This is a genomic window from Gordonia polyisoprenivorans (assembly GCF_017654315.1).
Lineage (GTDB): Bacteria > Actinomycetota > Actinomycetes > Mycobacteriales > Mycobacteriaceae > Gordonia > Gordonia polyisoprenivorans_A.
Genome location: NZ_CP072203.1, coordinates 2,693,571 through 2,707,602 on the forward strand (window position 1 = coordinate 2,693,571; position 14,032 = coordinate 2,707,602).

At 66.3% G+C, this 14,032-nt stretch carries 11 protein-coding genes and 1 riboswitch; of the genes, 4 read left to right on the forward strand and 7 right to left on the reverse strand.

Translation table 11 applies throughout. From position 1 onward, the window contains the following. Positions 1 to 63 precede the first annotated feature (63 nt). Positions 64 to 489 carry a pyridoxamine 5'-phosphate oxidase family protein gene (locus J6U32_RS12160; RefSeq protein ID WP_006367485.1) on the forward strand — a complete coding sequence of 142 codons (426 nt, stop codon included), beginning with the start codon at positions 64 to 66 and terminating at the stop codon, positions 487 to 489. Positions 490 to 1,129: 640 nt separating this feature from the next. On the opposite strand, the gene J6U32_RS12165 is transcribed toward J6U32_RS12160, so the two are convergent. The 3 genes from J6U32_RS12165 to J6U32_RS12175 all read right to left on the reverse strand — a co-directional run bounded on the left by J6U32_RS12165 (position 1,130) and on the right by J6U32_RS12175 (position 8,379). Continuing rightward, entirely contained in the window at positions 1,130 to 2,419 is a 1,290-nt protein-coding gene (locus tag J6U32_RS12165; RefSeq protein WP_208795667.1) for an HNH endonuclease, read from the reverse strand. Between the two features lie 511 nt (positions 2,420 to 2,930). Continuing rightward, a complete protein-coding gene (locus J6U32_RS12170) occupies positions 2,931 to 3,716 on the reverse strand; it encodes a DNA-formamidopyrimidine glycosylase family protein (protein ID WP_208795668.1) in 786 nt (261 codons plus the stop codon). After that, positions 3,703 to 8,379 carry an ATP-dependent helicase gene (locus tag J6U32_RS12175; RefSeq protein ID WP_208795669.1) on the reverse strand — a complete coding sequence of 1,559 codons (4,677 nt, stop codon included), beginning with the start codon at positions 8,377 to 8,379 and terminating at the stop codon, positions 3,703 to 3,705. Before J6U32_RS12175 ends, J6U32_RS12170 begins: the two co-directional genes overlap by 14 nt. A gap of 56 nt (positions 8,380 to 8,435) precedes the next feature. Beyond that, positions 8,436 to 8,597: riboswitch (cobalamin riboswitch) on the forward strand. Positions 8,598 to 8,631: 34 nt separating this feature from the next. Between J6U32_RS12175 and J6U32_RS12180 the strand changes: the two genes are divergently transcribed. Both J6U32_RS12180 and J6U32_RS12185 read left to right on the forward strand, forming a co-directional pair. Next, positions 8,632 to 8,853 carry a CbtB domain-containing protein gene (locus tag J6U32_RS12180; protein ID WP_014359551.1) on the forward strand — a complete coding sequence of 74 codons (222 nt, stop codon included), beginning with the start codon at positions 8,632 to 8,634 and terminating at the stop codon, positions 8,851 to 8,853. A 27-nt stretch (positions 8,854 to 8,880) separates the two neighbouring features. Further along, on the forward strand, positions 8,881 to 9,705 hold the full coding sequence (locus J6U32_RS12185; protein WP_208795670.1) for a CbtA family protein: 825 nt from the start codon (positions 8,881 to 8,883) through the stop codon (positions 9,703 to 9,705). Between the two features lie 82 nt (positions 9,706 to 9,787). Here the strand turns inward: J6U32_RS12185 and J6U32_RS12190 are convergent, their stop codons facing one another. From J6U32_RS12190 to J6U32_RS12200, 3 genes are read right to left on the reverse strand one after another with little or no spacing between them, the layout of a single operon-like run. After that, positions 9,788 to 10,450 (reverse strand): (2Fe-2S)-binding protein, encoded by a 663-nt coding sequence (locus J6U32_RS12190; protein WP_208795671.1) that lies wholly within the window; start codon positions 10,448 to 10,450, stop codon positions 9,788 to 9,790. Next, entirely contained in the window at positions 10,447 to 11,358 is a 912-nt protein-coding gene (locus tag J6U32_RS12195) for a CbtA family protein (RefSeq protein WP_208795672.1), read from the reverse strand. The genes J6U32_RS12190 and J6U32_RS12195 overlap by 4 nt, the downstream gene beginning before the upstream one ends. Before the next feature lie 9 nt (positions 11,359 to 11,367). Then, entirely contained in the window at positions 11,368 to 11,592 is a 225-nt protein-coding gene (locus J6U32_RS12200; protein ID WP_208795673.1) for a CbtB-domain containing protein, read from the reverse strand. A 333-nt stretch (positions 11,593 to 11,925) separates the two neighbouring features. Here J6U32_RS12200 and J6U32_RS12205 point away from each other — a divergent pair, with 333 nt between their 5' ends. Beyond that, positions 11,926 to 13,146: an acyl-CoA dehydrogenase family protein gene (locus tag J6U32_RS12205; RefSeq protein ID WP_208795674.1), complete on the forward strand. Its 1,221-nt coding sequence runs from the start codon at positions 11,926 to 11,928 to the stop codon at positions 13,144 to 13,146. A gap of 35 nt (positions 13,147 to 13,181) precedes the next feature. Here J6U32_RS12205 and J6U32_RS12210 read toward each other — a convergent pair whose 3' ends face one another. Further along, positions 13,182 to 13,898 carry an MgtC/SapB family protein gene (locus tag J6U32_RS12210; protein WP_208795675.1) on the reverse strand — a complete coding sequence of 239 codons (717 nt, stop codon included), beginning with the start codon at positions 13,896 to 13,898 and terminating at the stop codon, positions 13,182 to 13,184. Positions 13,899 to 14,032 lie beyond the last annotated feature (134 nt).

Consider the following 14,032-nt stretch of genomic DNA (forward strand, 5'->3'; position numbering starts at 1 on the left):
ACCTTTGCCCCTGTGGCCGGTGATGCCGCGGAGGGACAATGGGTTATGGGAAAAGGAGAGGTCATGGTGGACAACCCGGTTCAGGAGCTTCCCGTCGACGAGGCCTGGGCATTGCTCGCCTCCAAGGAAGTCGGACGTCTTGCGGTGAGTGTCGGGGGTCAGCCCGACATCTTCCCGGTGAACTACTACGCCGGCGAGAAACGAATTCTCTTCCGCACCGGTGAGGGAACCAAACTGTCGGAGCTCGTCGTCAATTCCCACGTGGCCTTCGAGTCCGACTTCTATGGTGACGGTGCGACCGGATGGAGTGTCGTCGCGAAGGGCTCGGCACGAATTCTGTCCCGCGGTGACGAAATCGCCGCTGCCGACGAGTTGCCGCTGCAGCCGTGGATTCCGACGATCAAGTACAACTATGTCGAAATCACGGTCGACGAGATCTCTGCTCGCCGATTCCAATTCGGCCCCGAACCGGAGCGCTACCCGGTCTGAATCACGCCATCGGGGGAACCGTTCCCACCCCGGGCGTCGTGTCCGATGGCCGTCCCATCCCGGTGGTCGAGGTGCCGAGGAGCGCTAGCGACGAGCCTCGAGACCCCTTGTGCCGATAGGTTTCCGGGCCATCGTGTCCCGAATCCAGCTTCGGTGCAAGCGGTCTCGAGGCTCGCCGCACGCGGCTCACACCTCGACCAGCGGGGGGACCGTTCCCATCCCGGTGGTCGAAGCCTTCCCATGCGGGAATACCCCAGCCCTTGCCACTCCGATGGTCGAGGTGCCGAGGAGCGCTAGAGACGAGCCTCGAGACCTGTTGTGCCGATAGATTTCCGGTGCACGGTGGACCGAATTCAGCGTCGGCGCTGGTGGTCTCGAGGCTCGCCGCACGCGGCTCGCACCTCGACCAGCGGAGGGGAGTCGTCCATCCGGTGGTCGAAGCCTCCCCGTGCGGGAATGCCCCAGCCCTTCCCACTCCGATGGTCGAGGTGCCGAGGAGCGTTAGCGACGAGCCTCGAGACCCCTTGTGCCGAAGGGCTTCCAGGGCCACCGACGCTCGAACACCTCGACCATCGGGTGGGGATTTCACTATGGAATTCTCAAACAACAGATGCGGTCCCGGCCAGGCCGGGTGCGGGAATCAGGCTGCGGTGTCGTCGAGTCGCATGGTCCGTCGGTGATACGACGGCACAGGTCGTCGTTTCGGATCGATGCTGGCGGGTGGGACGAGCCAGGGGTGTCGGTCGAATCCCATGATGATGTCCCAGCCATGGTGGTGCACATCATCATGACAGCTGGTGCAGAGCAGGCATCCGTTGTCGAGGTCGGTGGGACCACCATCGGCCCAGTGCCGCACATGGTGTGCTTGGCAGCGTCCGGCATGGGCACCGCATTTGATGCATCCGCGGTCCCGCACCACCAAGGCTTTCCGTTGGCCGGGGGTGAAGAAGCGTTTCTCTTCACCAAGACTGAGCGGTACACCGTTGGGATCGAGCACGATTTTGGTGATGGTGGTGTCGCACGACAACAACTTGGCGGTCGCTTCGGTGATCGCGCCCATGTTCTGCAGGTCCCCGCCGAGTGCCGGGTTGTCGGCCGACCATGTCCACAACAGGCCGTTGGTCGGTTTGGCGGAGAAGGTGGTGTCGGCCAATCCTTGTGCCGCGAGTTCGACGATCGTCTCGAACGCGGCAGCACAGATCTGCTCGGGTGTCCGCGGATCGGGCGAGCCGTCGGGTTGAGGTTTCGGCGCCGACAGGGTTTCCATCAGGGTGCGGGTCTTTTCGCCGGCGATGATGTCGAGGTTCGCCGAGATTTCCAGCCGTCCGTCGTCGGTGATGCGGTCGGTGTAGGAGTTGATCGTCTTGTCTTCGGCGGCCGGTAGCCCGTTGGGTGTTTCGGCCGCCAACTCGTTACCCAGCTGCCGTGCGTAGAGGTTGATCTCGGCGGGGGTGAATCCGGCGAAGTAGTGCGACAGCAGCTTCCGGAGGTATTCACACCGTTGGACGGTGTCGAGGGGTTCGGGGGAGCGGGTGTCGATGTGCGCCAGTCCGCGGATGATGGCGTCGATGTGTTCGGACGAGATGGACCCGTCAGCGGCGTGCGCGATTAACAGGCCGACGTCATCGGTGGCGGCGACACGCACATATCGCGAGGCGACCGATGGCGCGAAACCCATGCTGATCAACAATTCTCGCAGTCGGGTGGTTTTGTGGTCGGCCACGCCTAACCGATCCATTTCGCCGGTGAGGGTGGTGGCGTGGTGATCGACCAGATTGCGGAGCAGCAGGACTTGCTTCATCGCGCCGAAAGCTTGGGGGCCGGTCATGTCCGGATTCCATTGCAGGTCGCTGAGTTGGGTGACGATGGTGGCGAAGACTGATTCGGCGTCAACATCTTTGATGTCAAGAGTTGTGGTGGTGTCGATCATGGCCCCTCCCCGGTGGCTGATCGGTGTGATGGGTCCAGTATACGTCGCCAGGGTGTTTGACGCAAGGGTGTTTTGATCAATTGTGCTTGTGGACAACGAGTTTCGGTGCTGATGTTCTGTCGGTGGGGTGTGGTAGGGGGTGTGGTTTTCGTTTGCCTTGCTTCGATGTGGTTGGGAGGCCTGTTGTCTCGCCGGGTCTCGAGGCCCGGCGCCTGGGGCGCCGTGCACCTCGACCATCGGGGGAAGGGTTCTCGGCTGTCGGGCCGGGTGGAGTGCTTGACCATCGGGGGTAGAGTGCTCGACGGTCGGGTAGGGCGGGTTGCTAGGCCATCGGTGAGGGTGGATTGTTCAGCATTGGGGGCAGGGGTTCTCGGCCATCGAATAGGGGGTTGCTCGACGTTCGGGGAGGGTGCGTCGACATGGGACAGGGCGCACCGACATCGGGGCGGCGCACCGACGTCAGGGGGATAGCCGGGGCATTGATTGGCGAGAGTTCTCGGTGCAACGATGGTCAGGACTGGCAGTGGGGACACCAGTAGATGACCCGATCCTCGCCGGGAGGGCCGAAAAAGCCGCGGCGGATAAGGGTTCCGCATCGGCGGCAGGGGCGACCGCGTCGGCCGTAGACATAGACGCGGGCGTGCGGGCCGGTGGCGCCGGTGGTGGTTCGCGCGGTGCGCATCCGGTTGGCCCAGAGGACGCGGTGGGCGAGATCGACCATCGCGGGAACGTCGACGTCGGCGACCGGTCGTTCGGGGAGAACGCCTCGGAGGAAACATAATTCGCAGCGATACTCGTTGCCGACGCCGGCCATCAGGTGTTGGTCCAGCAGTGCCAGGCCGATAGGGGTGTCGGGGTGTGCTTCGATGCGGCGTATGGCTTCGGCGGCATCCCACTCCGCGCCGAGCAGGTCGGGGCCGAGGTAGGCCAGGTCGGACTCCGGCGCGGTGAGGAGTTCGAGGATGCCGAGCGCGAAGCCGACTGCCTCGGTGGTCTCGGTACGCAGTACGACTCGCGCCTCGTGACCGGGCCGACGCCATTTCGCGCCGCGGGCATGCACATCCCAGATCCCCTCCATCTTGAGGTGCGAGTGGATGCTGACGGGAACGTCGAGGTCGTCGCGGGACACGTCGATCAACAAGTGCTTGCCGCGCGAGCGGACATCGGTGACCAACCCGCCGGTCAGATCCCGGGTCGCCAGCCGAGGAACCCGGAAGTCGGTGTGGGTGAGTACCTTTCCGGCCAGTGCGCCGCGCAGACGGGCGGCAGCCCGGAAGACGGTGTCACCTTCGGGCATGGTGTCCGTACCGTAGGCGCAGACCGCGTGGTGTGGTCGAGAAGCCGGCGTCGACGAGGATCGCAGCGAGGTCGGACCGCAGCGATTCGGCACCGTCGATCTGATCGATCGCCAGCCGCGACACCCGGCCGTCGTGTACGACTCCGGCCAAAGCATGCGCTGCCGAACGCAATACGCTCTCGCTGTCGTCGAAGGTCAGGACGGTCTTTCCGCCGCGTTCGACGTAGATCGTGAGCGCACCGTTCACCAGTACCACCAGCGCACCAGGCTTGCGCCCCGGTCGATGGCCGCTCTCGGGGCGTTCGGGCCACGACAGGGCGGCACCGAAGGGATTCGCCGGGTCGGTGGCGGCGAGGACGACCGCGGTCTGCGTCGAGTCATCCCGATGGTCGAGGGTGTGGCGTCGTAGTTCGTCGACGGTCGCGGTGGCGGCGAACTGCGCTCCGCCGAGTCCGTCAACGTAATATCCGCGGCGGACGAATCCGTTGTCCTCGAAGATGTTGAGGGCCTTGTAGATCCGTGCGAATCCGCCGACCACCCCTTCGGCGACGACCGAGCCGCGGGTCACCACGCCGTACCGGGTGAGCAGTTGATCGCAGAGAACCTGGGTGGACACGGTCGGGTCCGTGGCGCGATCGGGCAGGGTGAACCAGCGACCGGCCACGGTGGCGGGGGTCGTCACCGCCGGAGTGGTCGAGATCAAATGGCGGGTCGTGAGTCGCGACGAGCGCAGTCGGGGAGCGCGGGCCCGGGAGCGGTGCGCCGGGGCCGTGCGTGATCCGCCGGACGATCGCGGCGTGAGCAGCGCACGTACCGGTGCGAACGAGTCGTTCGACAGACGACCCGACCACACGAGATCCCACAGTCCCGATTCGACCTCCGCGGTGATCGAGGTCGTCGACGCGGCGGCGGTCGCGTCGAGGTCGGTGAAGTCGCCCACGAATTGTGCGAATCGCAAGCCGCCGGAACCGGTGAAGGTCTCCACCAGGCGTCGATGCACGTCGGTCGTGTCGATCTCGTCGGGCTCGGGAAGGAGCACCTCGGCGAGATCGGCCGGGCACAACCGGATCCAACCGTCGGCACCGCCGATGCGTCCGGCGCCCGACCAGACCACCTCACCGGAACTGAGGAGCTCGTCGAGCATGGCGGGGCTGTAGTCGGCGACGCGCGACGGCAGGATCAACGATTCCCATGCCGACGCCGGAAGCGGTAGTCCGGCAAGCTGATCGATCGCCACCGACACCCCGTCGACCCCCGTCAGCCGATCATCGTGGTCGCCACGGCCGGCCTTGCGTGGTGCCACGTGCTGCCACCCCACGAGGAAACGCGACAGGGTGGCGTCGTCGACCGGCTCGATCTCGGCGCGGCTCGCGGCGAGCGATCCGCGCCGGATCTGGCCGAGCACATCGCTGTGACACCACTGGGTACCACTCGCCTCGGGCAGGAAGTCGCCCTCGATGACCTTGCGTTCGCCGGCCATGCGTACCAGCACGTCGCGGATGACGGCGACGCCGAGTCCGAGTGAGTCGGCCGCCTCGTCGACGGTGAACGGACCATGTGTGCGGGCGTAACGGTGTACGAGGTCGCCGACCGGGTCGGCGACCTGTTCGAGAAACGCCGCGGGAACCCCGAGCGGAGCGGGTACGCCCAACGCGTCACGCAGCCGAGCGGTGTCCTCGATCGCGGCCCAGAGCGCACGCCCCCGTTGGCTCACCGAGATGATGGCGCCGTCGCGGTGCAGCGCGGCGAGAACCGTTGCCGCGTCGACCGGTTGGGCGCCTGCAGGTACCGCGTCGGGGTCGTCGCCGCGGTATCGGGCATCGACGTCCTCGGTGGTCAGCGGCCCGAGCCAGCGCAACAGATCGACCACGTCCTGGGCATCGCGGGCCTGCCTCGACGGTTCGAGTCGTTGCAGGCGGTTGGTCACCTCCGTGATCACTCCCGGGTCGAGGAGTTCGCGCAGATCGACACGGCCGAGGAGCTGGGCGAGCAGGGCGGTGTCGAGAGACAGTGCCGCGGCCCGCCTTTCGGCGATCGGCGCGTCGTCGTTGTACATGAAGGCACCGACGTAGCCGAAGAGCAACGATGCCGCGAACGGCGACGGTGACTCCGTCTCGGTCTCGACGACCCGCACCCGGCGGGTGGCCACACCGCGCAGCAGGTCGATCAGCGCGGGCAGGTCGTAGACATCTTGCAGGCACTCCCGGACGGCTTCGAGCACGATCGGGAAATCCGGGAATTCCGAGGCCACGGCCAACAATTGGGCGCTGCGCTGACGCTGTTGCCACAGGGGCGCACGCCGACCGGGATCGCGGCGCGGTAACAGTAATGCGCGGGCGGCGCACTCGCGGAACCGCGAGGCGAACATCGACGACTCGGCGAGCGCATCGGTGACGAGTTGCTCGATGTCATCGGGGTCGATGGTGAACACCGCAGCGCCCGGCGGGTTGTCGTCGGTGTCGGGGAGTCGCACGATGATGCCGTCGTCGGAGGCGGTGACGGCGCCGTCGAGGCCGAGCGTCGTCTTCAGGCGCGCGGAGATGGCCGAGGCCCACGGCGCATGGACACGTAAGCCGTACGGGGAGTGCAGGATCAGCCGCCAGTCGCCGAGTTCATCGCGGAACCGCTCGACGACCAGCGTGCGGTCGGTGGGCAGATGGGTGGTGGCCTCGCGCTGTTCGGCGATGAGCGCACCGAGGTTGTCGCGGGCGTAGGTGGTCAGACCGAGCTCGTCGGCGCGGCGATCGAGTTCGGCGGGATCGGCGATCTCACCGGTGAACCGGCCGATGGCGGCGCCGAGTTCGGCCGGCCTACCGACGGCGTCACCGATCCAGAATGGCAGGCGTCCCGGTTGCCCGAACGCCGGAGTGACCAACACACGGTCGTGGGTGATGTCCTCGATCCGCCAGCTGGTGGCTCCGAGCGCGAAGACGTCGCCGACGCGTGACTCGTAGACCATCTCCTCGTCGAGTTCGCCCACCCGCGTTTGTTTCTCGCCGACCATGAACACACCGAACAACCCACGGTCCGGAATGGTGCCACCGGAGGTGACGGCGAGCCGCTGGGCGCCGCGACGTCCGATGAGCACGTTGCGTTCGCGGTCCCAGGTGACGCGTGGACGCAGTTCGGCGAATTCGTCGGACGGGAATCGTCCGGAGATGAGATCGAGGGTCGCCTCGTACACGCCGCGGCCGAGCTCCCGATACGGTGCACTGCGGCGCACGACCTCGAACCATTCGTCGACGTGGAGTTCGTCGATCGAAGCTGCGGCGATGGTCTGCTGGGCCAGGACGTCGAGCGGGTTGGTGGGTACCCGCAGTTCCTCGATCTCGCCCTGCCGCATGCGCGACACCGCCACGGTGCAGTGGATGAGGTCGGTGCGGTGTTTGGGGAACAGCACGCCCTGACTGATCTCGCCGACCTGGTGCCCCGCCCGGCCGATGCGTTGCAGACCGCTGGCCACCGACGGCGGCGCCTCGACCTGGACGACGAGATCCACTGCGCCCATGTCGATTCCGAGCTCAAGCGAACTGGTGGCCACCACGCATCGCAACCGGCCGGTCTTGAGTTCGTCCTCGATCTCGGCGCGCTGCTCCTTGCTGACCGACCCGTGATGTGCCCGGGCCAGTAGGGTCGTGGCCGCCGAGGACGCGCCGCTACCCATCACCATGGCCGGAGCGCCCCCGGCGACCCGCGGGTTGGCTGCGGCGGGCACCGCGGCCGGCGCGCTGCGGGATTCGGCGATCTCGTTGAGCCGTGCGGTCAGTCGCTCGGCGAGGCGACGGGAGTTGGCGAACACGATGGTCGTGCGATTGGCCTCGATGAGATCGACGATCGCCGATTCGACGTAGGGCCACAGCGATCCCGCGGTCGGGGAGAACGCGTCGTCGAGATCCTCGGAACCAGGTGCGTCCGGGGGCGGCGGGATGTTGGCCATGTCTTCCACGGGCACGTCGACGCGAAGATCGAAGGTCTTGCTCGCGGGTGGACGCACGATCGTGCACGGCGCGGCACCGGTCAGGAAGCCCGCGACCACCTCGGGCGGGCGAACCGTCGCCGACAATCCGATGCGCTGTGCGGGCGTCTCCAACAACTCGTCGAGACGCTCGAGGGACAGCGCCAGATGAGTGCCGCGCTTGGTGCCGGCCACCGCATGGACCTCGTCGATGATCACGGCCTCGACGCCGGTCAGTGTCTCCCGCGCCGAGGACGTCAGCATCAGGTACAGCGACTCCGGGGTGGTGATGAGGATGTCCGGGGGTGTGCGTACCAGGCTGCGGCGGGTCGCGGCGGGCGTGTCCCCGGATCGCAGGCCGACGGTGATCGCCGGCTCGGGATCGCCGAGTTCCTGCGCCGCGCGGGTGATGCCGGTCAGCGGTGCACGCAGGTTGCGTTCGACGTCGACGGCGAGGGCCTTGAGCGGTGAGATGTAGACGACCCGGGTGCCGCGTGCCCGATCCGGGCGCGCCGCGAGCCGGTCGAGGGCCCACAGGAATGCCGAGAGGGTCTTGCCCGAACCGGTGGGGGCGATGACCAGCGTGTGGTTGCCGTCGGCGATCGAGGACCACGCCCCGGTCTGAGCGGCGGTCGGCTCGGCGAAGGTGCCGCTGAACCAGCGCCGCGTGGGCGCGGTGAAGCGATCGAGGACCGACGGCGAAGCCATTCACCCATCATCCATGCCCCCTCCGACAAATCGCAGTGGCGGTGTTCTGCTCGGTTTGTCCGATGGGTCGTGCCGGTCACATTTGTCGGGTATAGAGTTCTCGCCAGATGCTGACGGAAACCCGGTGTGAGTCCGGGACGGTCGCGCCACTGTGAGCCGGGCCGGGGAGTCACCCCCGCCCGACGAGTCAGGATTCCGCCGAGCATCGATCCGACAAGCGCTGGGACGCGTCATCCCACGAAAGGACCTCCGATGGTTGCAACCACCCACCAGAACAAGGCACGGGCCCTTGCGGTACCCGACCTCTCCGTCGCGTCGGCAGCCCTGTGGCTGACCGCCACGTTCATCCTCGCCGCGATGGCCTACTACTTCATCGGTTACGACCAAGGTGCCTGGTCGGTGTTCGGCAACGACACCCACATCCATGAATTCGTGCACGACTCCCGGCACTTCCTCGGCTTCCCCTGCCACTGATCGAACGAGCACGGGAGACAACCGAACATGGAGAAGAAATTCATCGGCGCCGGCCTGCTGTCAGGACTGGTCGCCGGGATCGTCGCCTACGTTTTCGCTCGGATCTTCATCGAGCCGCAGGTGGCCAAGGCCATCGACTACGAGGACGGACGCAGTGAGGCCGAAGAGGCCCTGATGACCGCGCACGGGCACGGCGGCCACGAGCACGGCGCCGAGGTGTTCACCCGCTCGGTGCAGGAGAACATCGGCGCGGGTGTGGGGACCATCGTGTTCGCGGTGTCGATGGGCGCGTTCTTCGCAATCGCGTTCACGATCCTGTGGACCTACCTGGCGCATCACCGCACCGGAGCGGACCCACGTTGGGCCGCGGCCCTGATCGGGCTCCTCGGCTTCGTCGCGGTCTTCGGGGTGCCGTTCTTCGCGTATCCGGCCAACCCGCCGGCCGTCGGCGACGACGACACCATCGGTGCCCGGTCGACGGCGTATCTCACCCTCACCGTCATCTCGGTGGTCGCGGTGATCGCGGCGGTCGTGCTCGCGCTCTGGCTGCGGCAACGCTGGGGAGGGCTCGCGGCCACGGCGGCAGCCGCCGTCGGTTACCTGGTGGTCGTGACCATCGCGATCGCGCTACTGCCGGAATTCCACGAGGTTCCCGAGCCGGTCATGAACGGCGACACGATCGTCTTCCCCGGATTCCCGGGAGCTGTGATCGGAGACTTCCGGGTGTATGTGATCGCCAATCAGGTGATCCTGTGGACCGTCCTGACGACGACGTTCGCGGGCATCATGACCTGGCTGAGCCGGTCCGGTTCATCTCAGCGGGTGGCGACGCCGGCCGCGGCACACAGCTGATCTCTGCACCAACGTCCGCCCCGTGCACACGTGCAGGGCGGACGTTGGTGCGTTCGTGGGGTCTGCCGAGAAGGTGGGTGGGTCAGATGAGTACGCAGTCACCGCAGACGGCGCCCCGATCGCCGCTGACCCGATAGATCAAACAGCAACTGCGCCGGCGGAATCTCGGTCCCGCGCGTAACCGCCCGTCCTCGACATGGGGCTCGGCGAGAACACGGTCGGCCGCGGCGACGGCGAGAGCGCCCTGTTCGGGGCGCGCCGTCGCGATGAGTCTGGCGGCGCTGTTGGTCGCCGAGGCGACGTTGCCCCAGAGCGTTCGCCCACTCACGCCGAAGCCGTCGCCGACGGCGTCGGTGAGTGCACCGACGACTCCGTCGGCCGGGTTGGGCCGCACGTCGGTCGCGGCGGCGGTGACCGACAGCGGATACGGCCCGCCCAGTTCGTCCTGCCACCAGAGGTCCTCCGCCGCAACCGAGATCGGCGGTTCGTCGAGCGCAGCCACGGCGATCATCGGAGCGATGAGACGGGCGACCAGCCCGAGGTGGGTCACCGATGCGGCCACCCTCTGCTCGACGGGTGCCGCGGCGCCGGCCCCGAGTGCGGCGCGCACACGTTCCACCCGCGCCTCCAGCATGTGCGGATCCTCAATGAGAGCGGCCATTGTGAGCCACGGGGCATCACACCGTTGCCCGCGGGCATGCGTGCGGACGGCGAAGAAGGGGCCGAGGTCATCGAGAGTGGTCACTGCCGGACGAGCGTAGCCTGCTCGCCGACGGTCTGCGGGGTCGAGGGATGCATCCGGTTCATCAGGGCACCGAAGACCATTCCGATGACCAGCCACACGAGAGCCTGGTTCAGGATCGAATACCACCGGAACTTCCAGAGCACGTCGGCGTCGAAGCCCGGATAGACGATCTGCCCTGGCGCATAGACCCTTCCGTCGATCGTGAGTGGGTGATCGAGGATGTTGGTGATGGGTTGCGGTGTCTCGGTGGCGGCGCGTGCAAAGCCGAACTCACTGGAGTGGTCGACGTTTGCTGACAGATCACCGAGCGATGGCAGGACGCCCAGAACGATGCCGAACAGTATGAGGAAGCCGACTCCGGCCACGAGAATCGCACGTTGCGTTCCGATCCGGCGGTGCAGACGGTGCACGACGTACACCGCGAGGCCGAGTAGGACGAGTGAGATCGCGACCATTGCGAGGTAGAGCTGACCGCGGGTGTCGATCGTGAAGGTGTGCCCGATCGCCGGCGGATTGGCCGGGTACTTCACGAACGGCAGCAGGTAGATACCGAGGAAGCCGAAGCCTGCGATGAGCCAGGACAGATACTGCGCGCGCAGTGCGGTACGGCCCATGAGGATCAGGTAGGCAACGGCCACCAGAGCGCCCATCGCGACGGAGAAGCCGATGATGCCGGTGGCGATGCCCACGGTCGACTGGATCGTCCGGCTGAAGATCTCCGGACCATCGGGTTCGGTCGCCCGACCGGCTGCCTGGTTGAGTGCGTTGAGGATGTCGTCGCGGCCTGATTCGTAGTCGATGGCCTTGTTGATGACGGGTTCGGCGAAGACACGAGCAAAGACGAAGCCCAGGATGCCGGCGATCAGTCCGGCAAGGGCTCCGCGCCCGATGACGCGGAGTTCGGTCATGAATCCGGCTCAGTGGCAGGGGAAGCCGAGGAAGTGGCGGGCGTCGTGAACCCACTCGTGCACGACCATGGTGTGTCCGAACACCGAGCTCATGCCTTCGTCGACACCGATGAAGTAATACGCGAGGAGGGCCAACAGGACGGTGATCCCCAAGATCAGTGCAACGCGTGTGCGCGACAGGGCTTCGGGGGAGACGGCGACACCGGGATGCGGTGTGGCGACGTGAGTACTCATCGGGACCTCCTCGGGGTGATGCGCCCCGGTTGTCTGGCTGTGGGTCGACGGCGATGTGTCTGACTGACCCGTGAGTACGAGTTCACAGTGGCGCAACCGTCCCGGAATCACACCGGGTTCCATACACCGTCGGTGATAAGGAGATCAGTTGTGAAAGTGCAGGTCAAGCGGGTGTCCGGATTGAGTGGATTATCCTTGCCAACTGTTGGGGCATAGGAAGAAACATATTGGCCATTCTGTGTCTTGACGCTGATCGTGACGACTGACACAGTTGGACTGAAACAAGTTCTCATGGCAGCCGACGCTGCTGTCCGATGATCCTGCGAGGTGTCGATGTTCGAGTGGTCCGAAGAAGATCTGATGGTGCGCGACGCCTTGCGGGCATTCATCGACAAGGAGATCCGCCCGCACATCGACGAACTCGAGACCGGTCAGCTCCCGCCCTACGACATCACCCGAAAGCTGTTGTCCACCTTCGGTGTCGACGCGATGGCCAAGGATGCGCTCGAAAAGGAACTCGAGGCCGAGGCGGCCGGTGAGAAGCCCTCGGGCGGCGGGGGAGCCGGCATGGCCGGCTCGATGTTCATGATCGTCAACATCGAACTGGCCGGGGTCTGCCTTGGTCTCGTCGGCTCGATGGGTGTCAGCATGGGTCTGACGGCGTCGGCGATCCGGGGCAAGGGCACCCTCGCGCAGAAGAAGCGGTGGCTGCCCGAACTGGTCACCATGGAGAAGGTCGGGGCCTGGGCGATCACCGAACCCGACTCCGGCTCCGATGCCCTCGGCGGCATGAAGACCACCGTGCGCCGCGACGGTGACGAGTATCTGCTCAACGGGCAGAAGACCTTCATCACCAACGGCCCGTACGCCGATACCATCGTCGTCTTCGCCAAGCTCGACGACGGCTCGGACACCCCGATGCGCGATCGCAAGGTGCTCTCGTTCGTCCTGGACAAGGGGATGCCAGGGCTCACCCAGGGCAAGGCATTCAAGAAGATGGGCATGATGAGTTCGCCCACCGGCGAGCTGTTCTTCGACAACGTCCGCCTCGGCCGGGACCGCCTGCTCGGCGAGACAGAGGACACCGGGTCCGACGCGCGCGGCTCCGAGGGGGCGAAGTCCGGTTTCACCGCCGAGCGCATCGGAATCGCGGCGCTGTCGATGGGCATCATCAACGAATGTCTGCGTCTGAGTGTCGATTACGCGAAGAACCGCAAGCTGTGGGGCCAGGAGATCGGGCGCTTCCAGTTGATCCAGCTCAAACTCGCCGAGATGGAGGTGGCGCGGATCAACGTGCAGAACATGCTCTTCAGTGCGATCGAGCGGGCCAAGGCCGGTAAGCCGCTGAGCCTGGCCGAGGCGTCGGCGATGAAGCTTTACTCGTCGAAGGCGGCCACCGAAGTCGCGATGGAGGCCGTCCAGCTCTTCGGCGGAAACGGCTACATGGCCGAGTACCGCGTCGAACAACTTGCGCGCGATGCCAAGTCGCTGATGATCTATGCCGGCAGCAACGAGATCCAGGTGACCCACGTCGCCAAGGGGCTCCTGGCCTGACTCCGGCGACGCAGCGGGACCGTCCGGTGCGGTGGTCAGTCGGTGCCGGGACTCTCCGACGCCGACCACCGCACCGAGATGACGGGCTCGGCACGCACCACCGCGGCGAGCGCATCCTCGATGTCCCGGTCGTTGCGCTCGGCGCTGTGGACCTGTGCGGTGATGGTCACCACGCCGGCGGGCTCGTCCTTCGCCGCGATCGAGCGCACCGTGAGCTCCGGGCGATGCACGGCGTCGAACACCATGGCCCGCACTGCAGCCTCGTGGTTCTGCGGACAGGTGACCTCGAATAGATAATCGGCCGAAGGTGATTCGCGGCCGGTGTCACCCGGGTACCGGTCGATGAGCCGACCGAGGGGCCGCAACAGTGTATTGGCGATCATCACCGTTGCGGTGCCGATGGCCGCGATCTCGACGAGACCGCCACCGCTGAGCGCGCCGACCGCTGCCGACGCCCACAAAGTGGCCGCCGTGTTGAGTCCGGAGATCGATACGCCCTGCTTCATGATGACACCCGCACCCAGGAAGCCGATACCCGACACGATCTGCGCCGCAACGCGGGTCGGATCGGCGTCGGGTCCGTGGAAACTGAAGGCACCCATCACGACGAAGAGTGCGGCACCGAGACTCACCAGGGCATTGGTCCGCAAACCGGCCGTGCGGGAACGCCATTGACGCTCCAGGCCGATGAGGGCACCGCACAGTAGGGCGACGCCGATCCGGAGAAGGATTTCGGGGGTCTCGATGGTCATGGCGGGCAACGCCTTTCGAAGAGGCTCCCGATGCCCGATACGGGTGGCCGTGCGGCCCGGACCACATGGTGGTTCAGGCGTGAGGGCGACGGGAGGACGAGCACACGAACGGTGGATGGCCGGGGCAACTGTCA

Coding starts and splice junctions, on each gene's coding strand:
- J6U32_RS12160 (WP_006367485.1), top strand. CDS start 64: ATGGTGGACAACCCGGTTCAGGAGCTTCCCGTCGACGAGGCCTGGGCA.
- J6U32_RS12165 (WP_208795667.1), bottom strand. CDS start 2,419: ATGATCGACACCACCACAACTCTTGACATCAAAGATGTTGACGCCGAA.
- J6U32_RS12170 (WP_208795668.1), bottom strand. CDS start 3,716: ATGCCCGAAGGTGACACCGTCTTCCGGGCTGCCGCCCGTCTGCGCGGC.
- J6U32_RS12175 (WP_208795669.1), bottom strand. CDS start 8,379: ATGGCTTCGCCGTCGGTCCTCGATCGCTTCACCGCGCCCACGCGGCGC.
- J6U32_RS12180 (WP_014359551.1), top strand. CDS start 8,632: ATGGTTGCAACCACCCACCAGAACAAGGCACGGGCCCTTGCGGTACCC.
- J6U32_RS12185 (WP_208795670.1), top strand. CDS start 8,881: ATGGAGAAGAAATTCATCGGCGCCGGCCTGCTGTCAGGACTGGTCGCC.
- J6U32_RS12195 (WP_208795672.1), bottom strand. CDS start 11,358: ATGACCGAACTCCGCGTCATCGGGCGCGGAGCCCTTGCCGGACTGATC.
- J6U32_RS12200 (WP_208795673.1), bottom strand. CDS start 11,592: ATGAGTACTCACGTCGCCACACCGCATCCCGGTGTCGCCGTCTCCCCC.
- J6U32_RS12205 (WP_208795674.1), top strand. CDS start 11,926: ATGTTCGAGTGGTCCGAAGAAGATCTGATGGTGCGCGACGCCTTGCGG.
- J6U32_RS12210 (WP_208795675.1), bottom strand. CDS start 13,898: ATGACCATCGAGACCCCCGAAATCCTTCTCCGGATCGGCGTCGCCCTA.